The organism is Pseudomonas sp. Larv2_ips (assembly GCF_963879675.1).
GTDB lineage: Bacteria > Pseudomonadota > Gammaproteobacteria > Pseudomonadales > Pseudomonadaceae > Aquipseudomonas.
Window position 1 is genome coordinate 258,248 of record NZ_CAWOAW010000013.1, and the last position, 23,050, is coordinate 281,297.

A 23,050-nucleotide genomic window follows, 5' to 3' on the forward strand; every position below is an offset into this window, starting at 1 on the left:
CTCGCGAAGAGGCCAGTGACGCCAACACCACCACCAGCCTCAAATGCAAAAAGCCCCGCCATTCTCATGGCGGGGCTTTTGTTTTTCAGCCTGTCACTCAGACCATTGGATCGCCAACGTGCAGGATCTTCATGCCGTTGGTGCCACCGATGGTGTGGTAGCTGTCGCCCTTGGTCAGGATGACCCAGTCGCCTTTCTCCACAACGCCGCGCTTGATCAGCTCGTCGATGGCAGCCTGGCTGACTTCATGCGGCGGCAACGAGGCCGGGTCGAACGGCACGGTGTACACGCCACGGAACATGGCCGCGCGAGCCTGGGTTTCGCGGTGCGGGGAGAACGCGTAGATCGGCACCGAGGAACGGATGCGCGACATGATCAACGGCGTGTAGCCACTTTCGGTCAAGGCGATGATCGCTTTAACGCCCGGGAAGTGGTTGGCGGTGTACATGGCTGCCAGCGCGATGCTCTGGTCGCAGCTTTCGAACACTTTGCCGATGCGGTGGCTGGAGGTCTTGCTGGTCGGGTGCTTTTCGGCACCGACGCAGATCCGCGCCATGGCCTGTACGGCTTCCAGCGGGTACGGGCCGGCAGCACTTTCAGCCGAGAGCATCACGGCGTCGGTGTAGTCGAGCACGGCGTTGGCTACGTCGGACACTTCGGCGCGGGTTGGCATCGGGTTCTGGATCATCGACTCCATCATCTGGGTCGCCACGATCACCGCTTTGTTATGGCGGCGTGCGTGCAGGATGATTTTTTTCTGGATACCGATCAGCTCGGCGTCACCGATTTCCACGCCCAGGTCGCCACGCGCAACCATCACAGCGTCGGAAGCCTTGATCAGGCCGTCGAGGGTTTCGTCATCGGCAACGGCTTCGGCGCGTTCGATCTTCGCTACCAGCCAGGCAGTACCGCCGGCTTCGTCGCGCAGTTTACGTGCGTATTCCATGTCGGCAGCATCGCGCGGGAAGGACACGGCGAGGTAGTCCACTTCCATTTCGGCGGCGAGCTTGATGTCGGCCTTGTCTTTTTCAGTCAGCGCCGGCGCCGTCAGGCCACCGCCGCGACGGTTGATGCCTTTATGGTCGGACAGCGGGCCACCGATGATCACGGTACAGTGCAGTTCGGTCGGGGTAGCGGTGTCGACGCGCATGACCACGCGGCCATCGTCCAGCAGCAGCTCGTCACCGACGCCGCAGTCCTTGACCAGATCCGGGTAGTCGATACCCACGACTTGCTGGTTGCCTTCGGTCAGCGGATGGCTGGTGGAGAAGGTGAACTTGTCACCGATCTTCAGCTCGATACGCTTGTTGGCGAATTTGGCGATACGAATTTTCGGGCCTTGCAGGTCACCCAGCAGCGCCACGAAGCGGCCGTGCTTGGCGGCCAGGTCACGCACCAGCTTGGCGCGAGCCTTGTGCTCGTCCGGGGTGCCGTGGGAGAAGTTCAGACGGGCAACGTCCAAACCAGCCAGAATCAGCTGTTCGAGGACTTCCGGCGAGTTACTGGCCGGGCCAAGGGTGGCGACGATTTTGGTACGACGGACGGACATGCACAGACTCCTGAGTTCAAGCGCTGGAGAAGGCTACTATGCTCTTTCGTTGTAGTCATTGTTCGTTTGCACTACTTATCGACGATTGGCTTGTTTTTGCAGCGGTTGAATAGACGAACATCCTTGAAGATTTTCGACGAGGGGTCGATACACTGCTCAAGACAGGAGAACCCCCATGCGAATTTTGCTCGTTGCTGCCCTGGCCGTCAGTGTTGTCGGCTGTACCCGCTGGTCGATGGACCACCATTTGAACAACGCTTACCGTGCCTATGGGGTGGGTGATTGCGAGCGCGTCACGCTGGAATTGTCCCAGGTTGACCGCGAGAGCCGCACCCGTCGCTACGTGCAACCGGAGGTCTCGATGTTGCGCGGCCAATGCCTGGAGCGACAGAAATTGTTCGTGGATGCAGTCCAGACCTATCAATTCATCATCAGCCAGTACCCGACAAGTGAATACGCCTACCGTGCGCGAGCCAGGCTCGACACGCTGCAGCAGTTGGGGCATTACCCCGGCGCCAGTGCGGCACAGACGCGGCCGGCGTCTTTGTAATGATATTTGTCATTCTATAGCTGGCCCGTCGCCAGTCTTGAGCTATCCTTTGGGTGTTCGTTTGTACAAGTTTCTATTCGAACGAATGCGAGGCCCGGATTCGGCAGTTGTTTAGTGACCATAGCGACGTCTGTTGGCACACCGAGATCCAGGGAGAGCGAGCCATTGGCTCGTTCCGAATCACTGGACCGGCCAGGGCATGGCCATTGGATGGCGATCTCACATGTTTACCCACCGACGGATCGAGCGGCACCAGTTACATTGCTTCCTGCAGGTATTCAACCGAGTTACCGATAAACCTATCGGTTTTCTGGGCAACGTTTCTGAAAGTGGGCTGATGTTGATCAGCCAGTTGCCCATGATGGTCGATGTGGATTTCGAGTTGCGTCTGAAAATTCCTGGCCCGACCGGCGAGTGCCAGGCAATCGACCTGACCGCGACCTGCCTGTGGAGCCATGAAGACATCAACCCGCAGCATTACGACTCGGGGTTCAGTGTGATTGAAGCGGGCGAAGAGTACAGCCAGTTGATCAGCGCCTTGTTGAATTACTTCAGCTTCGATCCGCTTCAGGCATCCGCTTAGGCATTGAACGTGTTGACCCGGGTTGGGAGGGTTAGCCCGGCCTTGGCAACGTGTCTGTGTCAGCGCGCTTTCAGAACACTCCGGCTTTTTTCCAACCCAGATAACGCGTGACGAGCGCGGCTCCCATCCCTGATGGGGGGGTGTCCAGTACGGATAACCCATGGGCGCTCAACCGGTCATGGAGTTCGTTTCGTGTATTGAGGTAGTCGACCGTCCCGCAATAAGCCAATGCTTCGGGCAGGGTTTGCACGGGGGCCTGGCGCAAATCATCGAGTACTTCCTCCCTCAAGCTGGCCACCAGTACCCGATGTTGTCGGCTGATACGCTTGACCGCTGTCAGCAATGCTTCATCGTCCTCATCGCGCAGATTGGTGACCACGATCACCAGCGCCCGGCGTTTTTGCCGAGCCAGCAGTTGGCTGGCCGCAGCTTGATAGTCGGCCGTCCGGCGGGTGGTATCCAGGTCGTATACCGCATTGAGCAGCAGGTTCAGTTGGCCGCTGCCCTTGACCGGCGCCAGGTAACGCGGCTGGTCACTGGCAAAGGTGCTCAGCCCCACGGCATCGCCCTGACGCAGCGCAACATAACTGAGCAATAGGCAAGCGTTGAGTGCATGGTCGAAATGTGACAACTCGCCGTCCTGACTGCGCATGCGTCGACCGCAATCGAGCATGAACACAATCTGCTGGTCGCGCTCATCCTGGTATTCACGGGCGATGGGTGTGCGTTGTCGTGCGGTAGCCTTCCAATCGATCTGACGCAGGCTGTCGCCCTCGCGAAATTCGCGCAGTTGGTGAAACTCCAGGCCCAAGCCCCTTCGCTGGCGTTGGCGTACGCCGAGTTGGCTGAGCCAGTTATCCACACCGAGTAACTGTGCGCTGTATAAATGGGCGAAATCCGGGTAGACGCGAGTGGCATCGCTGACCTCGGCAAATTGCCGTGCCGACCATAGCCCAATGGGGCTGGGCAGGTGAATTTCACAGCGGCTGAAGCTGAAGTGTCCACGGCGCAGAGGCCGCAGTCGGTAGCCCAGTTCGCTGCGCTCACCAGGGCGCAGTTCGATGCTTTGGGGCAGGTTTTCCATGCTCAAGCCGTCAGGAACATGATCGAACACCTTCACTGTGATTGGTCGCGAGTAATCGTGCGCCAGGGTCAGGCGCACTTCACCCCAGCGTCCGAGTGCCAGGCTGCCCGGCATTTGCCGCTGTATTTGCACACCGGGGCGACGCCGCAGGCGCACGGCATCCAGCAGCGCCAGCAGCAACAGCGCCAGTAACAAGCCCCAGGCTATCGAGTGCAGCGTGTCGGGCACCTTGAGCTGCAGCGCCGCTGCGGCGCCGAGCAGGATGTTGAGGCCCAACAGCACACTCAGCCAGCTCAGCAACAGGCGGGTCGGCTTCATGGGCGAGTCACTGCCGGGGCGCCGGGATCTGGTCCAGCAGTTGCTTGAGCACTTGGTCTACCTCCAGCCCGTCGATGTCCAGTTCCGGCGCAATGCGCACCCGATGACGCAATACTGCCAGCGCGCACCCCTTGATATCGTCAGGGGTGACGAATTCACCGCCACGCAACAACGCGCGTGCCCGGGCTCCGCGAACCAGGGCGATGGAGGCCCGAGGGCCGGCGCCGATGGTCAGCCCAGGCCACGTGCGGGTGGCTCGCGCCAAGCGCACGGCGTAGTCGAGGACTTGCTCATCCAGCGCCAGTTCGCTCGCGACCTGCTGTAGGTTCAACACATCATGGGCCTGCAGCACCGTACGTAGCGGGTGCACATCGAGCATGTCTGCCCGGGACGAGCGAGTGACTTCGCGCACCATCTCCAGTTCTTGCTGAGCATCGGGGTAATCCATGCGCACCTTGAGCATGAAACGGTCGAGTTCGGCTTCGGGCAGGGGGTAAGTACCTTCCTGTTCGATAGGGTTCTGGGTCGCCAGTACCATGAAGGGCTGACCGATAGGCAGCGCCTCGCCTTCGAGAGTGACTTGGCGCTCCTGCATGGCTTCAAGCAAGGCGGCTTGAGTCTTGGCCGGAGCGCGGTTGATTTCATCGGCCAGCAGCAAGTGAGTGAACAGCGGGCCCTTGCGCAGTTTGAACTGCTCGGTATGCAGGTCATACACAGCGTGGCCGGTGACATCGCTGGGCATCAGGTCCGGTGTGAACTGGATTCGCGCGAAATCGCCACCAAAGCAACGCGCCAGGGCACGCACCAGCAACGTTTTGCCCAGGCCGGGGACGCCTTCGAGCAGTACATGACCGCCAGCGATCAGCGCGGTAAGTACGTCGTCAATCACCTGATCCTGGCCAATCACCGCCTTGCGCAATTCAACGCGCAGGGCCTGTGCCTGCTGGCTGGCGTGTTGAAGGCTTTCGGCGGTAGGGGCAGTGGCTGCAGGGAGTTCGCTCATAGGGCATTCCTGAGAGTTTGCAGGCATGCCACCTGACGGCTGAAATCGGCGCTGGTGAGCCGCTTTGCCGGGAGTGGGCCAAGGGCCTGACTGATGATGTGGGAGGGTTGGCGCGTCAGGCGTTCAAGTACCTGCCACTGTTCAGCGGTGTCGAGGTGTTCGAAGCCAGGGTGACGTCGGCGGGCAGCGCGCTGGATGTCGCGCTGCAGGGCGTGCAAGAGGGTGCCATGGCCGGTGCGACGCAGCAGGAAATCGGCGCTGGCTTTCAAGTGTTCCTGCAACTGCCGACGTGCCCTGGGCGCAGGCGCCTGGATCGGGCCCTGGCGCATGCCGGTCCGCCAGAGTGCCAGAGCAATCAACGCCAGGAGTGCCACCAAGGCTTGAGGGAAATAGCGCATCAACAGGGTCAACAGACTGTCTACATCGCTGTTGAACAACAAGGTCACGCCAGTGCCTTGGTTGAGGTACCACAGCAGCCAGGCGTTATCGTGTTGGCCGATGCCCGGGGTTTTCCACAGCTCGCTGTCGGTTACCACGGTGACGGTGCCATGCCCGAGATTGCGTTGCATGAGATGGCTGGATTTGGCGCTGTTGGCTGAAAACTGTGCCAGGTGTTTGGGATCGGTAAGGTTGAAGTCGGTATCGAAACTGAAGTACGCCGGGGCGGTTTCATTGTCGACATAGAGTTTGGTCAGATCCGGCGTTTTCTTTTTGCGCGCCGAGGCTGGCTCATCGAAGGTTTCGCTCAAGGTCTGGTGGATGTCCAACCGATCAAGCAGCAGGTCGCCGCTTTTACCTGTCTCTTCATCCCACAGCGCTTCGGCGACCACCAGCAAATGGCCACCGGACTTTGCCCAATCGAGCAGTTCATCCACCTGGCGTGGTGTCATGTTGCCGCGATCACCCAACAGCAGAAGGCTGTTGCCTTTCGGCTGGAGGTGAGCGAGGCGTTCGAGGCTCTTGGCATGCTCGACGCTCAGGCCTTGCTGGCGCAGAAAGTACTCGGCCGCCAGATAGGGATTTTCCCGTGCTTGGGGCGATGGGCCGCGATCAACCACTTCGTCATAAGGGATCGCTTTGTGCCAGGCATAAAATGCACCAGCCCCCAACAGGCACGCCAGCAGTAGACCTGCCCACAGTAATGGGCGGTTCATTGCGCGGCGTCCGAATTGAACAACGCGCGCCATTCGCTGCAGAGCTTTTGCTGGGCGGCGAGCGGAGGCAGTCGATGGCCGTAGGCCAGGTTTTGCCAGTGGCGTGTCAGCTCATTACTGAACACCAGCAGCTGCGGTTGTTGTAATTGGTGAACACGCTCCAGGACCTGGCCTTCGGTGTCGGCGGTTTTCAGTGCAATGTTGTAGTCGTGCAACAGGTGGCTGAGCAGGCCTCGGTACAAAAGGCTGAGGGCTTGCCGTGGTTGTGTGGGCCATAATTGTTCGGCAGCACTGGCGATGTCTGCGGGCAAGGTTTCTATGCCCAACTCCAGGCCGAATAACTGCGTCGGAGCGGGTTTGGTGACCCTGGATTGACTGATTGCGCGCCGACTGACAAAAGCGTGCAACCCGTCGCGGTAGTGCCAACCGAGCAATGCGAGGCCTCCAATCAACAGGCTCCACAGGAGTATTTCCAATCCCTGGCCTACGTGTTTGAAGGTGGTGCTGTTGAGGTGATCGAGCAGTGCCTGTAACCATCCGGGTAATTTGCCGTCACCGTGCGCGGTGCCTTTGGCCGCAGGCTGGTCTTCGCCGAAGCGATAGCGGGTGACGGTTTCCGGGTTTTTGAACGGGGGGAGGGCCAGCAGAGTCTTGATGGATTGACTCGCAGCCGGGGTGCTCAGTTGCGGTTGGCTACTGGACTCATCCGCCATGACCTGTGGACTGGCCTGCAGCATCAGCCCGACCGCCAAAAGCAGTAGCGTCGCCACGCTGCCCAGGCGCTGGCGTAAACGCCGGAATACCAGTTCCAGGTCCCAGGCTTCCAGTACGGTACGGCGGTTGAGGTACAGGCTGAAACCGCACGCAACGTAGATAGGCTCCCAGAACACCAATATCAACGCATAGAACGCGTTGCCCAGATGCCCCAGCCATAGCCATTGCGAACTGGTGGCGAGCGCCAACCGTTGCCAGTCCCAATCGCGTTCAACCTGCTCAGGAATGAAGAGATAGAACAGCGCCATGCAGCCAAGCCACAGGCCGATTTCCAGGTGCATGCCAATGATTGTCAGCCAGCGCGCTGCCCCTGCGTTGCGTTGTAACAGCACGCCGAGGCGGCGTTGGCGCGCCTGGCCACCCAGTCCTTCGAGTTGGCTCACTGGCAGCACGAAACTGCGGCTCAGGCTGAGACGCCGCCAGGTCAGGCTGACCAGCAACTGGCTTTTTAACAGTCGCGGCCAATGGCGCACGGCTTGTTTGACGCTGGGTGTTTCACCAAACAGTGCCTTGGAGAGGATGTACAACGGCAACCGATCGAACGCCGGCTTGAGCCACCAGAACAGCAAAACGGCGGCCAGTGGAGACTCCCATAACAACACGGTGAGCAAGGCAAATACTGGCAAGCTCACCAGCGCCCAACTGCTCATCAACAGCCAGCGATGCTCCCTGGCCATCAACACACCAAGGTCCATGGCTTCCCAGGCAGTACGGGGGCGAATTGCCACGCTGGCGTCACTCAGGCGCATGGTGAACCCGCCCGGCGAGAATCAAGTAAGCGGCCACCAGTAGCCAAAGCGCGGCGCCCACGAGGTATTTGATCCAAGGCGTGATAGCGGTGGTGGAAGACCAATAGGCCTCAATCAACGCAGCGATCAGCAGAAACGCCATCACCCCGCAGAGCATCTGCACGCTTTTGCGCGCCGCCAAACGCAAGGATTCGCTGCGAGCGAGCGACCCCGGAGCGATAAGTGACCACCCCAGTTGCAAACCCGCTGCGCCGGCCAGGGCGATAGCGGTCAGTTCGAATGCACCGTGGCCGATGACAAACGACCAGAAGGTCTGGCCATAGCCAATTTCGGTCAGATGACCGCAGATTGCGCCGATGATCAAGCCGTTGAAAATCAGAAAGAACACGCTACCCAGGCCAAACAGCAACCCGGCTGCAAAGGTCTGGAAGGCGATGCCGCTGTTGTGCATCACGTAGTAGCCGAACATCATCCAGTTTTCGCTGGAGGCTCGCTCGGCGGCGCGCCCAAGGCGGCTGGCATCGGGGTCGTACATGCTTTGCATGTCGGCGACCTGCTGGGCGCTGACGATGCTGTAGATCAGGTCGGGAAACAGGTAAACCAGCAGGGCTATTCCCAGCAGGCTGCCGAAAAATAACAGGCCGGCGATTAACACGAAGCGCCATTGCTCACGTACCAGGCGTGGGAAGTCGGCCAGGACGAAACTCAGGACCTTTGCTCCCAATTGACTGCGATGGCGATAGAGCTGCTGGTGGCCGCGCAGGGCCAATTGCTGCAGCGGATCTACCAGATAACTGCTGTAGCCACGCTCTTGTGCCAGCGCGAGGTGCTGGCACAGGCGTCGATAGTGATGGGGGAAGTCCGCCACGTCGCGGGCCTTGGCCTTGCCTTGCTCCAACTGTGTCAGTTGCGCTGCAAAGGCTTGCCATTGGGGCTGGTGACGGCTTTCGAACAGGCTCTGCTTCATGTCGGCCCCAACAAGCCACGGGCCACACCATTGAGTTGCTCTACGGCGCGTGCAGGAGGCACTTGCAGAGGAACCGCGAGGATGGACGCAAGTTCATGCACCCGTTCGGCAGAGAGGTCGCCCTGGCGTTCGGCGAAGGCGAGAATGGCGCGCTGTTCGCTCAGGTCAAGGGCGAAGGGCAGGCGCAACGCAGCCGCTTGAGGTAACCGGGGGCGGGCCAGTGATTGTTCGCGGTAGATCACCAGGGTACCGGCGGCGAGGTCGCCGAGCCGTTTGAAATGAGGATGTTGCAGACAACTGATGGCGCCGAGGAAGTAGCCGAAGGGCAGCATGTCGACAAAGCGCAGCAGGTTGCGGATCAACGAAGCGGACCAGCCGACAGGCGTGCCATCGTCCTGTACGACCCGCAGGCCCATGACCTGCTTGCCTGGAGAGCAGCCTTGATTGAGCACTTCGAACAAGACCATGTACCACCAGCTGACCAGAAACAGCAGCAATGCACCCAGGCCAATACCAATATTGCCCAACAGGGCCAGGGGCACGAGCAGGATGCCCATGACCAAGCCACGCAAGCCCAGGTCGAAAGCAAAGGCCAGTACCCGCGGCGGCAGGCCTGCCGGGCGCAAGGGCAGATCTATCCCCTCAGGGGTCTCGATCTGGTAGCGGGTATCCAAAGGGTTTTTCGGCATTGCGATCCCTGGCAGTGCGAAGCGGCTGAGAGACACGGATGCTAGCAGTGTCGACGGTGGAAGCAACCATTCAAGGTTTTGCTGGATATTTGTACAGCCAAGGTATCGCTGGCCCCGGACGGCCAACAGCGCCTAGACTTTGCCGGTCTTCAGCACAGGAATAGCCCGTGACCTCCATTTTTTGGTACGACTATGAAACCACCGGCATCAACCCGCGCAGCGATCGCCCGCTTCAGGTTGCCGGTATTCGTACCGACCTCGAACTCAACGAGATCGGCCCGCCGGTCAACCTTTATTGCCAGCTCAGCGACGATATCCTGCCTCATCCGGCCGCCTGCGCGATCACCGGCATCACCCCTGACGTCCTGGCGGAAAAAGGCCTGGCCGAAGCCGACTTCATGACCCGAGTGCATGCCGAACTGGCCGCACCGGGCACCTGCGGCGCCGGTTACAACACTTTGCGTTTTGACGATGAAATGACGCGCTACAGTTTGTATCGCAACTTTTTCGACCCTTACGCCCGTGAATGGCAGGGCGGCAACAGTCGCTGGGATTTGATCGATGTGGTGCGCACGGCCTACGCACTTCGCCCGGAAGGGATTGTCTGGCCAGAGCAGGATGGGCGCGTCACCCTCAAGCTTGAGCGTTTGACCGCAGCCAACGGGATCGACCATGGCCAGGCCCACGACGCCTTGTCGGACGTGCGAGCAACGATCGCCCTGGCGCGCCTGGTCCGCGAGAAACAGCCCAAGTTGTATGAGTGGCTGTTTCAATTGCGCAGCAAGCAGCGGGTGATGGATCAGGTACGCCTGTTGCAACCGATGGTACATATATCCGGACGCTTTTCCGCCGAGCGTCACTATTTGGGCGTGGTGCTGCCGCTGGCCTGGCACCCGCGCAATCGCAATGCATTGATCGTCTGTGACCTTGGGCTGGACCCGCAGGGGTTACTGGATCTGGACGCCGATACCTTGCGCCAGCGTCTCTACACGCGCCGTGGCGACCTGGCGGAAGGCGAACTGCCCGTGCCGCTCAAGTTAGTGCATATCAACCGCTGCCCGGTCGTTGCCCCGTTGAATGTGCTGCGGGCGCAGGATCGCGAGCGACTTCAATTGGATATGGACACGTACCAGGCACGTGCGCTGCGACTAACTGACGCACACGAAGTTTGGCGCGATAAGTTGGCGGCTATTTATGCCGAGGAAGATTTTGCGCCGAGTGCGGATCCCGAGCAGCAGCTCTATGACGGTTTTATTGGTGATCGCGATCGTCGTTTATGTGAACAAGTCCGGGCTGCCGAGCCTTTACATCTGGCGCATCAGCAGTGGCCATTTGATGATCATCGTTTGCCGGAATTATTATTCCGCTACCGCGCGCGTAACTTTCCTGACACCTTGAACAACGAGGAGCAAAAGCGCTGGAAACTTTTCTGTCAGCAACGGTTGTCGAGTTCGGAATGGGGCGCGCCGACTACCCTGTTGGCATTTAAGCAGGCGCGCGAGGAGTTGGCCGTTAGTGCTACATCGTTTCAGTGTCAGGTGCTGGATCAATGGCAGGAGTATGCCGACTCTTTAGCCGCCCGGCTGAATCTGTAGTCAGGCATTGGAGAATATTCTGACAATAAAAAACGCCAGCAAGCTGGCGTTTTTATTTTGTTGCTTATCAGGCGAAAGCCCGACCAGGCTTAGCCCAGCAGGGTAGCCCAGCCTTCAACCACGTCGCCGCCCCACTTGGCTTTCCACTCTTTCAGCGTCTTGTGGTTGCCACCTTTGGTTTCAATCACTTCACCGTTGTGTGGGTTCTTGTATTGCTTGACCTTGCGAGCACGCTTGGTGCCGGTAGTTTTCACAGCGCCGCGGGGTGCTTTAACTTTCGACTCTGGATCCAGCAGCGCGATGATGTCACGCAGGGATTTGGAGTATTCACCCATCAGGGTGCGCAGTTTGCCTTCGAATTCCAGCTCGGTTTGCAGCTTGTCGTCTTGGGACAGGTTCTTCAAACGGGCTTGCAGCTCTTTGATAGCTTCTTCGGTGGCACGGTATTCGTTGATCAGAGACATGTGGACTACCTTATGTAGAGCGCTGATTGGCAGGAGAGTGGCCTAATAATAGTCAGGCACTAACCCCAAGTAAACATTTAAGGATGCATTTATGTGAATTACGTTGAATGTTTGTAGCCCTGCTACGCAATCGAGTTAATTAGTAGGTGGTAGACGTAAAGATAATCTCGTTTATTTTCCGACAATTGCCCGTGCATCACGTTGTACACGCATATAGCGTTGGTAAAACCTTACGCTATTAAGGGCTGTAGGCAGAGGTTGGGGACAGAATAAGCCGTAAGGAATACTGCAGTTTTTCTGCGCAATCGCTAGAATGGCCGCCTTTGCGAAGTTCTGGAGTTTCCCCCTAATGCGCACTTTTAGGCTGGTGATTGCTTGCCCGGACCGGGTTGGCATCGTTGCCAAAGTCAGTAACTTTCTGGCCTCCCACAACGGCTGGATCACCGAGGCGAGCCATCACTCGGACGATCTCAGCGGTTGGTTTTTCATGCGTCACGAAATTCGTGCCGACACGCTGCCCTTTGGTCTTGAAGCTTTTCGTGAGGCGTTTGCGCCGATCGCCGAAGAGTTTTCGATGACCTGGCATATCACCGACACCGAGCAGAAAAAACGTGTCGTGCTGATGGCCAGCCGCGAGTCCCATTGCCTGGCCGACCTGCTGCACCGCTGGCACAGCGATGAGCTGGATTGCGAGATCGCTTGCGTAATCTCCAACCATGACGACCTGCGCAGCATGGTCGAATGGCATGGCATCCCGTATTACCACGTGCCGGTCAACCCGCAGGACAAGGAGCCGGCCTTTGCCGAAGTCTCCCGCCTGGTTAAGCAGCACGAAGCGGATGTGGTGGTGCTGGCGCGCTACATGCAGATTCTGCCGCCGGAACTGTGCCGCGAATACGCCGGCAAGGTGATCAACATTCACCACAGCTTCCTGCCGTCGTTTGTGGGCGCCAAACCCTACCACCAGGCCTCCCTGCGTGGCGTGAAGCTGATTGGCGCAACGTGCCACTACGTCACCGAAGAGCTGGACGCCGGCCCGATCATCGAGCAGGACGTGGTGCGCGTCAGCCACAGCGACAGCATTGAAGACATGGTGCGTTTCGGCCGTGACGTCGAGAAGATGGTGCTGGCCCGTGGCCTGCGTTATCACTTGGAAGATCGCGTGCTCGTGCATGGCAACAAGACTGTAGTGTTCTGATACAGGTCTTGAAGAAGCACAGGCCTGGGCGTTAAATCGTCCCAGGCCTTTTTTTTTCCTGCTGTTGGGATTGATCAATGAGCGATCTACTGGACAAAGCCACCTCCCAAGCCCCGGCGACGCTGGGGGAGGGGTGTTTAAGTCGATATGACCCGGATGACCTGGACGCTGAGGACGGCACCGAGTTTCCCGGTGCCGCTGAGTTGTGGGAGCACGAACAGGCCAAATCCGAGCGCTCGGAAAAATAACGGCCCGCCGCTCTGAAAAGCGGCGGGCACTGGGCTCAGATGCGGAAACTGCCCACCAACTGTTTCAAGCGTGCGGCCTGTTGTTCCAGGTCGGTGCAGGCGCGCAGGGTGGATTGCAGGTTTTCCACGCCTTCCTGGTTGAGGGTATTGATCTCGGTAATGTCCATGTTGATCGACTCCACCACCGAGGTTTGCTCCTCGGTAGCGGTGGCCACTGACTGGTTCATGCCGTCGATCTCACCAATGCGCTGGGTCACGCTGTTCAAGCGCTCGCCGGCCAGGTTGGCGATTTCCACGCTGTCCTGGCTGTGGCGCTGGCTTTCACTCATGGTGCTGACCGAGTCGCGCGCACCGACTTGCAGCTCCTCAATCATCTTCTGCACTTGCTGCGCCGACTCTTGAGTGCGATGCGCCAGGTTGCGCACCTCATCGGCCACGACCGCAAACCCGCGCCCGGCTTCCCCGGCACGCGCCGCTTCGATGGCGGCGTTCAGTGCCAGCAGGTTGGTTTGCTGGGAGATGCTGGTGATCACCTCCAGAATTTGCCCGATGTTCACAGTCTTGCTGTTCAGCGCTTCTATATTGCTGCTGGACGCACTGATCATCGCTGACAGTTGGGTCATTGCCTTGATATTGCGATCTACCACCTGCTGGCCGTCTTCGGCCAAGTGCCGCGCATCGCTGGCCTGGCTGGAGGCTTGTGCGGCGTTGCGCGCGATTTCCTGGGCGGCGGCGCCCAGTTCGTTGATGGCGGCGGCGACGCTGTTGGTGCGGTTGGCCTGCTCGTCGGAGTTGACCATCGAGGAATTGGAGGCACTGACCACGCGCAACGCCACTTCGTTGACCTGTTCGGTGGCCGAGGACACCTCGCGGATCGAGGTATGAATCCGCTCCACGAAGCGGTTGAAGGCATTGCCCAGCGTACCGAACTCATCGTTGTTCTGGATGGTCAGGCGGCGAGTCAAGTCGCCCTCGCCATCGGCGATGTCCTGCATTGCGCGGGTCATTACGTGCAGCGGTTGCAGCAGCACGCGGATGAGCATGCCCAGCAGCGCAATGATGATCACCACAGCGATGATCGTGGCGATGACCGCCGAATTGCGGAACTCGCTGAGCATGGCGAACGACTTGTCTTTATCCACCGAAATACCCAGGTACCAGTTCACCGAGGGCAAGCCCTTGATCGGTGTAAAGGTCACGATGTTGTCTTTACCGTTGGCTTGAACTTCACTGAAGTCAGCACTGATCTTGGGCGTGTGATTGGGGTACACGTCGGCCAGGGTCTTCATCACCAGGTTTTTGTCCGGGTGCACGAGCACTTTGCCATCGGCACTGACCAGGAAGGCATAACCCATGCCGCCGAAGTTCAGCGCGCCAATGTTATCCACCAGCGTTTGCAGGCTCAGGTCGCCGCCTACCACGCCGATGCTCTGGCCAGTTGTGGTGGTGCTGGGGGTGGCGACCGAAATGATCAATTTTCCGGTGGCGGCATCAATGTAGGGTTCAGTCAGGGTTGAGCCATTGCTGGACTGGGCGCCCTTGTACCAGGGGCGAACCCTTGGGTCGAAGCCATCGGGCATCTTGGTGTCGGGGCGGATGGTGAAGGCGCCTTTGCTGTCGCCCACGTAGGTGGCCATGAACGAGGACGTCAGGGCTTTCTGTTCCAGCAGGCCGGCGACGGCGGCGGGTTCAGGGTTGATGGCAATGTTCTGTGCTGCGTTTTCCACCAGCGCTATGCGCCCGGTGAGCCAGGTCTGAATATTGCTGGCGGTGACGTCGCCCATTTCATGCAGGTAATTATTGAGGTCGTCGCGAATCGCGTTGCGTTGCAGGTAGTCGTTGTAGAGGGTAAACAATGCGAAGGCGGCGATCACGATAAGAGCGGCTGCAAGCAGGATTTTGTGGCTGAAGCGCAGGTTTTTATTCATGGCTTGAAGGGTCCGCTAAGGTCTTGATATCCGAAGCGCGTCCTCATGGGATGCGCAAAATGGCAGCGTCAAAAAAGGTGTGGTACTTCTGGTGATAGCTCTGTAAGTCCCTTTAGGAGCCATCCGATCTGTTTTTAGACTTTGTGGGTCTTACAATTATCTGTATCGACCTGGCGGCACTAAAGATTAACCAAAGGTGACGAAATGCCTGACTCCTCGCAACTCCTTATTGGCGCCGGTCCGGACGGCCAACCTGTCGCCCAGGCCATGCGCCTGGCCAACCGTCACGGGCTGATTGCTGGCGCCACGGGCACCGGCAAGACCGTCACTCTGCAGCGCCTGGCAGAGGCGTTCAGTGATGCGGGTGTGGCCGTGTTCGCCGCTGATATCAAAGGCGATCTGTGTGGTCTGGGGGCTGCCGCGAACCCTCAAGGAAAAGTGGCTGAGCGCATCGCCGGCATGCCCTTCCTTAATTACACGGCGAAGGCTTATCCGGTAACGCTGTGGGATATCCACGGGCAGTCGGGTCATCCGCTTCGCACGACCATCAGCGAAATGGGACCTCTATTGCTCGGCAGCCTGTTGGAACTCACCGACAGCCAGCAGTCGGCACTCTATGCCACCTTCAAAGTGGCGGACCGCGAAGGCCTGCTGCTGCTCGACCTCAAAGACCTCAAGGCATTGCTCAACCATCTGCGCTATCACCCGCAACTGCTGGGTGACGATGCCGCGTTGATGACCACCGGCTCCAGCCAGGCGCTGTTGCGGCGCTTGGCGGTGCTTGAACAACAGGGCGCAGAAGCCTTGTTTGGTGAGCCGGCCCTGCAGCTTGAAGATATTTTGCAGCCAGCCAGCGACGGCCGCGGGCGTATCCATCTGCTCGACGCCAGTCGGCTGGTACACGAGGCGCCCAAGGTGTACGCGACGTTCCTGCTGTGGCTGCTGGCCGAACTGTTCGAGCAGTTGCCGGAGCGCGGGGATGCCGACAAACCGTTGCTCGCGCTGTTTTTCGATGAGGCGCATTTATTGTTTGCCGACACGCCCAAGGCTTTGCAGGATCGACTGGAGCAAGTGGTGCGTCTGATCCGCTCCAAAGGTGTCGGCGTGTACTTTGTCACTCAATCCCCCGGTGATTTGCCTGACACGGTCTTGGCGCAACTCGGTCTGCGTATTCAGCACGGCTTGCGGGCGTTCACCACGAAAGAGCAGAAATCCCTGCGCGCGGTGGCGGATGGCTTTCGGGCCAACCCGGCGTTCGACACCTTGTCGGTGCTCACAGAGCTGGGCACCGGTGAGGCATTGGTGGGCACCTTGCAGGAAAAGGGCACGCCGCAAGTGGTCCAACGCGTGCTGGTCGCGCCGCCGCAATCGCGCATCGGGCCGCTCAGCGAAGCCGAACGCGCCGCGCTGATTGCCAGCTCGCCGTTGCTGGGGCGGTATGACAAGCCGATTGACCGGGAGTCGGCCTATGAAGTGTTGATGGCGCGCAAGGAGCTCGGGCCGACTGAGGCAGCCACGCCTGCTGCCGAAGAACCAAGCTTTACCGACAAGGCCGGAGCATTTTTGGGCACCACGGCCGGCAAGGCACTCAAATCAGCCATGCAACAGGCCGCCAATCAGATGGGGCGGCAGTTGGTGCGGGGTTTGTTGGGCTCGTTGCTGGGCGGCAGCAAGCGTAAGTAGCTATTCAGATTTGGGCTTGGCGTGCGCGGCCAATCGTTCCAGTGCCGCGCGCAAGCCCGGATCGCTGATTCCGTCGGCCGTTGCCTGAATGGTTTCGGCCGCATTCACCGAAAGGTTGATGGTGTGCCCCACCGCGCCCTGCTGCACGGTAGGCGGCTGCACCTTGAACTGGATACGGGTCAAACTGGCAAATTCATCAAAGGCCATCAATTGTCGCTGCAGACGTTTTTGCTGATAGCGCAAACGGGTCGCCCAATGACCGTCGGTGACAATTAACAGCAAATTTCCTTCGCGCCAGGACGCCACATGGCAATGTTCACGTGCGGCAGGTTGTAGCTGGCTTTCTACCAGGCGTTGCAAATGGCCCAAGCGTTGCGCATGGCCGAAGATGGCTTTCAACGGCTTGGCTTCGCGGAGCAACACGCTGGGCGCGCGGGCTGTAAGAGGGCGAAATGCCATGTTTAGACACCTTAAGTAACAGAGCCGCCATCTTAGCAGAAAGCGCCTGTGTGCCCCCCAGCCAATGCGTCACCCAGCGCTTTGCTCGTAAAATCAATAGGTAACTTCTGTGCCTGATGGGTTGAAGTTCCAGCAAAAGCCCTTATTTTAAACAGGCCCTCTCACAGCGCCATGCCAGCATCGGGGAATAACGCCACTTTCCTCACCCACGATTCCGGGTAGAATGCGCGTTCGCATGCGGCCGTGAGGGCTGCTCGGGCCACTCACGGTGCGCCCTCCATCCCTATGTGTGGAAGAACCTGCCGATATGTTTGCGCCTTTGTTAAAGAAACTTTTTGGAAGCAAGAATGAGCGCGAAGTTAAACGCATGCTCAAGACGGTGCAGCTGGTCAATGCCTTCGAAGAGCAGATGGTTGCCCTTTCGGACGAGCAATTGCGCGCCAAGACCCAAGAGTTCAAGGCCCGCATAGCCAAAGGTGAAACCCTCGACAAGCTGCTTCCCGAAGCCTTTGCGGTCGCCCGTGAAGCCGGCAAGCGTGTCATGGGCATGCGCCACTTCGACGTGCAGTTGATCGGCGGCATGACCTTGCATGAAGGCATGATTGCCGAAATGCGCACCGGTGAAGGCAAGACCCTGGTGGCAACCCTGGGTGTTTACCTCAACGCACTGTCCGGCAAGGGCGTGCACGTTGTGACGGTGAACGACTACCTGGCTCGCCGGGATGCCAACTGGATGCGCCCGCTGTATGAATTCCTCGGCCTGACCGTCGGCGTGGTAACGCCGTTCCAGCCGCCGGAAGAGAAACGCGCCGCTTACGCTGCCGACATCACGTACGGCACCAACAACGAATTCGGTTTCGACTACCTGCGCGACAACATGGCGTTCAGCATGGAAGAAAAATTCCAGCGCGAACTCAACTTTGCCGTGATCGACGAAGTCGACTCCATCCTCATCGACGAAGCCCGTACCCCGCTGATCATCTCCGGCCAGGCCGAAGACAGCTCGCGCCTGTACACCGAGATCAACAAGTTGATCCCGCGTCTGGAGCAGCACATCGAAGAAGTGGAAGGCGTGGTGACCAAAGAAGGTCACTTCTCCATCGATGAGAAGACCCGTCAGGTCGAGCTCAACGAAGCCGGTCACCAGTTTGTCGAAGAGATGCTGACCCAGATCGGCGAACTGGCCGAGGGCGAAAGCCTGTACTCGGCCCACAACCTGGGCCTGTTGACCCACGTGTATGCCGGCCTGCGCGCCCACAAGCTGTTCCATCGCAACGTCGAATACATCGTCCAGGACGGCCAGGTCGTGCTGGTTGACGAACACACCGGCCGTACCATGCCGGGTCGTCGTCTGTCCGAAGGCCTGCACCAGGCCATCGAAGCCAAGGAAGGGCTCAACATCCAGGCTGAAAGCCAGACGTTGGCGTCTACCACTTTCCAGAACTACTTCCGTCTGTACAACAAGCTGTCCGGCATGACCGGTACGGCCGACACCGAAGCGTTCGAGTTCCACCAGATCTACAACCTGGCCGTGATGGTGATTCCACCGAACAAGCCGCTGGCGCGTAAAGACTACAACGACTTGGTGTTCCTGACGGCCGAAGAGAAGTACGCGGCAATCATCAACGACATCAAGGACGGCATGGCCCAGGGCCGTCCGATCCTGGTGGGTACTGCCACCATCGAGACTTCCGAGCACGTGTCCAACTTGCTCAACAAGGAAGGCATCGAGCACAAGGTTCTCAACGCCAAGTTCCACGAAAAAGAAGCCGAGATCATCGCTCAGGCCGGTCGCCCAGGCGCACTGACCATTGCCACCAACATGGCCGGTCGTGGTACCGACATCCTGTTGGGCGGTAACTGGGAAGTGGAAGTCGCGGCGCTGGAAAACCCGAGCCCTGAGCAGATCGCTCAGATCAAGGCCGACTGGCAAAAACGTCACCAGGCCGTGCTGGAATCCGGCGGCCTGCAGGTGATCGCCTCCGAGCGTCACGAATCGCGCCGTATCGACAACCAGCTGCGTGGTCGTGCCGGTCGTCAGGGTGACGCCGGTTCGAGCCGTTTCTACCTGTCGCTGGAAGACAGCCTGATGCGCATCTTCGCCTCCGATCGGGTGAAGAACTTCATGAAGGCACTGGGCATGCAGTCCGGTGAAGCGATCGAGCACCGCATGGTGACCAACGCCATCGAGAAGGCCCAGCGCAAGGTAGAAGGCCGTAACTTCGACATTCGTAAGCAACTGCTCGAGTTCGATGACGTCAACAACGAACAGCGTAAAGTGATTTATCACATGCGTAACACGTTGCTGGCCGCCGACAACATTGGCGAGACCATTGCCGATTTCCGTCAGGACGTGCTCAACGCCACCGTCAGCGCGCATATCCCGCCACAGTCCCTGCCTGAGCAGTGGGATGTTGCCGGTCTGGAAGCGGCGTTGAAGAGCGACTTCGGTGTCGACTTGCCGGTCCAGCAGTGGCTGGACGAAGACGACCACCTGTATGAAGAAACCCTGCGCGAGAAGCTGATGACCGAGCTGCTGGCCGCGTACAACGAGAAAGAAGAGCAAGCGAGCGCCGAAGCGCTGCGCACCTTCGAGAAACAAATCGTACTGCGTGTGCTGGACGACCTGTGGAAAGACCACCTGTCGACCATGGACCACTTGCGTCACGGTATCCACTTGCGTGGTTATGCCCAGAAGAACCCGAAGCAAGAGTACAAGCGCGAGTCGTTCACGCTGTTCTCCGAGCTGCTGGATTCGATCAAGCGCGATTCGATTCGCGTGCTGTCCCACGTTCAGGTGCGTCGCGAAGATCCGATCGAGGAAGAAGCTCGCCTGCGCCAGGAAGCCGAAGCATTGGCTGCGCGCATGCAGTTCCAGCACGACGAAGCACCGGGTCTGGAAGCGCCTGAGGTGTTGGGCGAAGAGGTCGATGTGGCCTTGGCGCAAACCCCGGTTCGCAATGATCAGAAGCTGGGCCGCAACGAACTGTGCTGGTGTGGTTCGGGCAAGAAGTTCAAACACTGCCACGGCGAAATCAACTAAGATTTTTGCCTGACGCTGCAACACCCCGCGCCGCGACCGGCATCAGCCGTCGCGGCGTTTTGCCATTACTTCCCACCGTCGATAGCGACGGCACAGACATCACCTATTTTTAAGGAGCGCATTCATGGCTGTTGGTCTTGGTCCTTTGCCCACATTGCACCCGGTTGCCGGTTTTGAACTCGGTATCGCTTCGGCCGGCATCAAGCGCCCGGGGCGCAAGGATGTGGTGGTGATGCGCTGTGCCGAAGGTTCGACCGTCGCCGGTGTGTTCACCCTTAATGCCTTCTGCGCCGCGCCGGTAATCCTGGCCAAACAACGCGTGGCCGGTTCGATTCGCTACCTGCTGACCAACACCGGTAACGCCAATGCCGGCACAGGCGAGCCTGGCCTGGTGGCCGCTGCCCGCACCTGCGCCAAGCTGGCCCAGTTGACTGGCGTAGACGCCAGCCAAGTGCTGCCTTACTCCACCGGCGTAATCGGTGAGCCATTGCCGGTAGAAAAAATCGAAGGCGCCCTGCAAGCCGCGCTGGATGACTTGTCTGTGGATAACTGGGCTGCCGCTGCCACAGGCATCATGACCACCGACACACTGCCAAAAGGCGCGAGCCGTCAGTTCGTGCACGACGGCGTGACCATCACCGTGACCGGCATCAGCAAAGGCGCGGGCATGATTCGCCCGAACATGGCCACCATGCTCGGCTACATCGCCACCGACGCCAAAGTCTCCCGCGATGTGCTACAACGCTTGATGCTGGACGGCGCCAACAAGTCGTTCAACCGCATCACCATCGATGGCGATACCTCGACTAACGACTGCTGCATGTTGATCGCCACCGGCCAGGCCAACCTGCCGGAAATCACCTCCACCGAAGGCCCGCTGTTCGCCGCGTTGAAGCAGGCGGTGTTCGAGGTGTGCATGGACGTGGCTCAGGCCATCGTCCGTGACGGCGAAGGCGCGACCAAGTTCGTGACCGTTGAAGTCAATGGCGGCGGCAACCACCAGGAATGCCTGGATGTTGGCTACACCGTGGCGCATTCGCCGCTGATCAAGACTGCCTTGTTTGCCTCTGACCCGAACTGGGGCCGCATCCTCGCCGCCGTTGGCCGTGCCGGCGTGCCTGACCTGGACGTGAGCAAGATCGACGTGTTCCTTGGCGAGGTGTGCATTGCCAGCCGTGGCGCCCGCGCCGAAACCTACACCGAAGCCCAGGGCTCGGCAGTGATGCAGCAGGAAGAAATCACCATCCGCATCGAACTGGGTCGCGGTGAGTGCAGCGAAACGATCTGGACCACTGACCTGTCCCACGAGTACGTGAAGATCAATGCGGAATACCGCACCTGACAGCCAAGAGGATAAGCGCGGTGAAACGAGTGCATGTAGCAGCAGCGGTGATCCGCGGTGTCGATGGCAGGATCCTGCTGGCGCGCCGTGCCGATACCCAGCATCAAGGCGGCCTCTGGGAATTTCCCGGTGGCAAGGTGGAGGCCGATGAGTCGGTTGCTGCCGCCTTGTCCCGCGAATTGCAGGAAGAACTGGGCATCCAGGTCACCACGGCACGCCCGCTGATCAAGGTGCAGCATGACTACCCGGACAAGCAGGTGTTGCTGGATGTCTGGGAAGTCTCGGCCTTTACCGGCGAGCCCCATGGTGCCGAAGGGCAGCCGTTGGAATGGGTGGCCCCGCGAGACTTGATCAACTATGCGTTCCCCGCAGCGAATGCCCCGATCGTGGCGGCGGCGCGGCTGCCGGCTGAGTACCTGATTACCCCGGGCGAGCTGGAAACCCCGACGTTGCTGCGCGGTATTCAGAAGGCGATTGCCGGGGGCATCAAGCTGGTTCAGCTGCGTGCGCCCAATGGTTACGACCCTAAGTACCGTGACCTGGCGGTGGACGCCGTTGGCCTGTGTGCCGGCAAGGCGCAATTGATGCTCAAGGGCCCGTTTGAGTGGTTGGGGGATTTCCCGGCGGCCGGCTGGCACATGACGTCGGCGCAGTTGCGTAAATACGCGAGCAAGGGACGCCCGCTGCCGAAGGATCGCTGGTTGGCGGCTTCCTGCCATAACGCTGAAGAACTGGCGCTGGCGCAAATGATGGACGTGGATTTTGTCACGCTGTCACCGGTGCAGCCGACACAGACGCATCCGGATGCTCAGCCATTGGGTTGGGAGCAGGCGGCCGAGTTGATCCGTGGGTTCAGCAAGCCGGTGTTTTTGCTCGGCGGCGTAGGGCCGGCTGAGCGGGAACAGGCTTGGGCCGCTGGGGCTCAGGGTGTGGCAGGTATTCGGGCGTTTTGGCCGCAGGTTTGATGGTGTTCTGACGGGCCTGTTCGCGGGCAAGCCCGCTCCCACAGTCGACCGGGTTCCAGCGTTGGAAAGCAGTCAAATGTGGGAGCGGGCTTGCTCGCGAAGGGGCCAGATCAGTCACCGCAAAACTCAGTGTGGCTTAGCCGCCGCCTGCCACAACACCTCCGCAACCCCCTGGCGCTTGGCAATCACCCGTGCCGCCACAAACAACAAGTCCGACAACCGATTGATGTACGCCAACCCCACGCCTTCCAACGGTTCAATCGCATTCAACTGCTGACACCGCCGCTCCGCACTGCGCGCCAGGCTGCGGCACACGTGCGCTTGGGCGATCAGCGCTGAACCACCGGGCAAGATGAAGTTTTCCAGTGGCCCGACTTCCTCGTTCCAGCGATCAATCGCCGCTTCCAGCCGATCAACTTCGGCCGCATTCAATGCCTTGTACACCGGCATCGCCAGCTCACCGCCCAAATCGAACAACCGATGCTGGCAAGGGGTAAGCACCTCAATCACATCGTCCAGTTGCGGATGCTTGCCGCTCTGCTCTTCAAGGCTGGCCAGCAGTAAACCCAACTGGCTGTTGAGCGTGTCCACCTCGCCGATGGCTTCCACGCGCGGGTGGTCCTTGGGCACGCGGCGGCCGTCGCCCAGGCCGGTCTCGCCTGTGTCGCCGGTACGGGTGTAGATCTTCGACAGGCGAAAGCCCAT

General features: G+C 59.6%; 20 protein-coding genes and 1 pseudogene. 9 read left to right on the forward strand and 12 right to left on the reverse strand.

Features of this window, described 5'->3' with window-relative positions; all coding sequences use genetic code 11:
- Positions 1 to 97 precede the first annotated feature (97 nt).
- Positions 98 to 1,549 carry a pyruvate kinase gene (gene pyk / locus AACV02_RS05645; protein WP_106578361.1) on the reverse strand — a complete coding sequence of 484 codons (1,452 nt, stop codon included), beginning with the start codon at positions 1,547 to 1,549 and terminating at the stop codon, positions 98 to 100.
- Positions 1,550 to 1,724: 175 nt separating this feature from the next.
- On the opposite strand from pyk, the gene AACV02_RS05650 reads away from it, so the two are divergent.
- Together AACV02_RS05650 and AACV02_RS05655 are read left to right on the forward strand one after the other, a co-directional pair.
- The gene (locus AACV02_RS05650; protein WP_106578362.1) at positions 1,725 to 2,099 is read left to right on the forward strand and encodes a tetratricopeptide repeat protein; all 375 of its coding nucleotides are present in this window, start codon (positions 1,725 to 1,727) and stop codon (positions 2,097 to 2,099) included.
- Between the two features lie 223 nt (positions 2,100 to 2,322).
- A complete protein-coding gene (locus AACV02_RS05655) occupies positions 2,323 to 2,682 on the forward strand; it encodes a PilZ domain-containing protein (protein WP_106578363.1) in 360 nt (119 codons plus the stop codon).
- Between the two features lie 70 nt (positions 2,683 to 2,752).
- On the opposite strand, the gene AACV02_RS05660 is transcribed toward AACV02_RS05655, so the two are convergent.
- From AACV02_RS05660 to AACV02_RS05685, 6 genes are read right to left on the reverse strand one after another with little or no spacing between them, the layout of a single operon-like run.
- Positions 2,753 to 4,084 carry a DUF58 domain-containing protein gene (locus AACV02_RS05660; RefSeq protein WP_119736943.1) on the reverse strand — a complete coding sequence of 444 codons (1,332 nt, stop codon included), beginning with the start codon at positions 4,082 to 4,084 and terminating at the stop codon, positions 2,753 to 2,755.
- Positions 4,085 to 4,091: 7 nt separating this feature from the next.
- Positions 4,092 to 5,087, reverse strand: coding sequence for an AAA family ATPase (locus AACV02_RS05665; protein ID WP_119736945.1), 996 nt, complete (start codon positions 5,085 to 5,087; stop codon positions 4,092 to 4,094).
- Positions 5,084 to 6,241, reverse strand: coding sequence for a DUF4350 domain-containing protein (locus AACV02_RS05670; protein ID WP_119736947.1), 1,158 nt, complete (start codon positions 6,239 to 6,241; stop codon positions 5,084 to 5,086). Before AACV02_RS05670 ends, AACV02_RS05665 begins: the two co-directional genes overlap by 4 nt.
- Positions 6,238 to 7,764 (reverse strand): DUF4129 domain-containing protein, encoded by a 1,527-nt coding sequence (locus AACV02_RS05675; protein ID WP_119736949.1) that lies wholly within the window; start codon positions 7,762 to 7,764, stop codon positions 6,238 to 6,240. The genes AACV02_RS05670 and AACV02_RS05675 overlap by 4 nt, the downstream gene beginning before the upstream one ends.
- On the reverse strand, positions 7,751 to 8,731 hold the full coding sequence (locus AACV02_RS05680; protein ID WP_119736951.1) for a stage II sporulation protein M: 981 nt from the start codon (positions 8,729 to 8,731) through the stop codon (positions 7,751 to 7,753). Before AACV02_RS05680 ends, AACV02_RS05675 begins: the two co-directional genes overlap by 14 nt.
- Positions 8,728 to 9,420: an RDD family protein gene (locus AACV02_RS05685; protein ID WP_119736954.1), complete on the reverse strand. Its 693-nt coding sequence runs from the start codon at positions 9,418 to 9,420 to the stop codon at positions 8,728 to 8,730. Before AACV02_RS05685 ends, AACV02_RS05680 begins: the two co-directional genes overlap by 4 nt.
- Before the next feature lie 167 nt (positions 9,421 to 9,587).
- Between AACV02_RS05685 and sbcB the strand changes: the two genes are divergently transcribed.
- A complete protein-coding gene (gene sbcB, locus AACV02_RS05690) occupies positions 9,588 to 11,015 on the forward strand; it encodes an exodeoxyribonuclease I (protein ID WP_119736956.1) in 1,428 nt (475 codons plus the stop codon).
- Between the two features lie 89 nt (positions 11,016 to 11,104).
- On the opposite strand, the gene mvaT is transcribed toward sbcB, so the two are convergent.
- Positions 11,105 to 11,479: a histone-like nucleoid-structuring protein MvaT gene (mvaT, locus tag AACV02_RS05695; protein WP_005790963.1), complete on the reverse strand. Its 375-nt coding sequence runs from the start codon at positions 11,477 to 11,479 to the stop codon at positions 11,105 to 11,107.
- Between the two features lie 349 nt (positions 11,480 to 11,828).
- On the opposite strand from mvaT, the gene purU reads away from it, so the two are divergent.
- The gene (purU, locus tag AACV02_RS05700; protein ID WP_005790961.1) at positions 11,829 to 12,677 is read left to right on the forward strand and encodes a formyltetrahydrofolate deformylase; all 849 of its coding nucleotides are present in this window, start codon (positions 11,829 to 11,831) and stop codon (positions 12,675 to 12,677) included.
- Between the two features lie 77 nt (positions 12,678 to 12,754).
- Positions 12,755 to 12,925, forward strand: a complete 171-nt coding sequence (locus AACV02_RS05705) for a hypothetical protein (protein ID WP_177413675.1) — start codon at positions 12,755 to 12,757, stop codon at positions 12,923 to 12,925.
- 35 nt (positions 12,926 to 12,960) lie between these two features.
- Here AACV02_RS05705 and AACV02_RS30870 read toward each other — a convergent pair whose 3' ends face one another.
- Both AACV02_RS30870 and AACV02_RS30875 read right to left on the reverse strand, forming a co-directional pair.
- Positions 12,961 to 13,725 carry a methyl-accepting chemotaxis protein gene (locus AACV02_RS30870; RefSeq protein WP_370004806.1) on the reverse strand — a complete coding sequence of 255 codons (765 nt, stop codon included), beginning with the start codon at positions 13,723 to 13,725 and terminating at the stop codon, positions 12,961 to 12,963.
- Between the two features lie 93 nt (positions 13,726 to 13,818).
- Positions 13,819 to 14,853: pseudogene (locus AACV02_RS30875) on the reverse strand (HAMP domain-containing protein); the annotation flags it as partial.
- 204 nt (positions 14,854 to 15,057) lie between these two features.
- On the opposite strand from AACV02_RS30875, the gene AACV02_RS05715 reads away from it, so the two are divergent.
- Positions 15,058 to 16,536, forward strand: a complete 1,479-nt coding sequence (locus tag AACV02_RS05715) for a helicase HerA-like domain-containing protein (RefSeq protein WP_106578373.1) — start codon at positions 15,058 to 15,060, stop codon at positions 16,534 to 16,536.
- On the opposite strand, the gene AACV02_RS05720 is transcribed toward AACV02_RS05715, so the two are convergent.
- Positions 16,537 to 16,995 carry a DUF721 domain-containing protein gene (locus AACV02_RS05720; RefSeq protein ID WP_106578374.1) on the reverse strand — a complete coding sequence of 153 codons (459 nt, stop codon included), beginning with the start codon at positions 16,993 to 16,995 and terminating at the stop codon, positions 16,537 to 16,539.
- 307 nt (positions 16,996 to 17,302) lie between these two features.
- On the opposite strand from AACV02_RS05720, the gene secA reads away from it, so the two are divergent.
- From secA to AACV02_RS05735, 3 genes are all read left to right on the forward strand, one after another.
- On the forward strand, positions 17,303 to 20,038 hold the full coding sequence (gene secA / locus AACV02_RS05725; RefSeq protein ID WP_106578375.1) for a preprotein translocase subunit SecA: 2,736 nt from the start codon (positions 17,303 to 17,305) through the stop codon (positions 20,036 to 20,038).
- Between the two features lie 124 nt (positions 20,039 to 20,162).
- Positions 20,163 to 21,380, forward strand: a complete 1,218-nt coding sequence (gene argJ, locus AACV02_RS05730; RefSeq protein ID WP_106578376.1) for a bifunctional glutamate N-acetyltransferase/amino-acid acetyltransferase ArgJ — start codon at positions 20,163 to 20,165, stop codon at positions 21,378 to 21,380.
- Positions 21,381 to 21,400: 20 nt separating this feature from the next.
- Positions 21,401 to 22,345, forward strand: coding sequence for a Nudix family hydrolase (locus AACV02_RS05735; protein ID WP_119736958.1), 945 nt, complete (start codon positions 21,401 to 21,403; stop codon positions 22,343 to 22,345).
- Positions 22,346 to 22,471: 126 nt separating this feature from the next.
- Here the strand turns inward: AACV02_RS05735 and AACV02_RS05740 are convergent, their stop codons facing one another.
- Positions 22,472 to 23,050 (reverse strand): cob(I)yrinic acid a,c-diamide adenosyltransferase, encoded by a 579-nt coding sequence (locus tag AACV02_RS05740; protein ID WP_106578378.1) that lies wholly within the window; start codon positions 23,048 to 23,050, stop codon positions 22,472 to 22,474.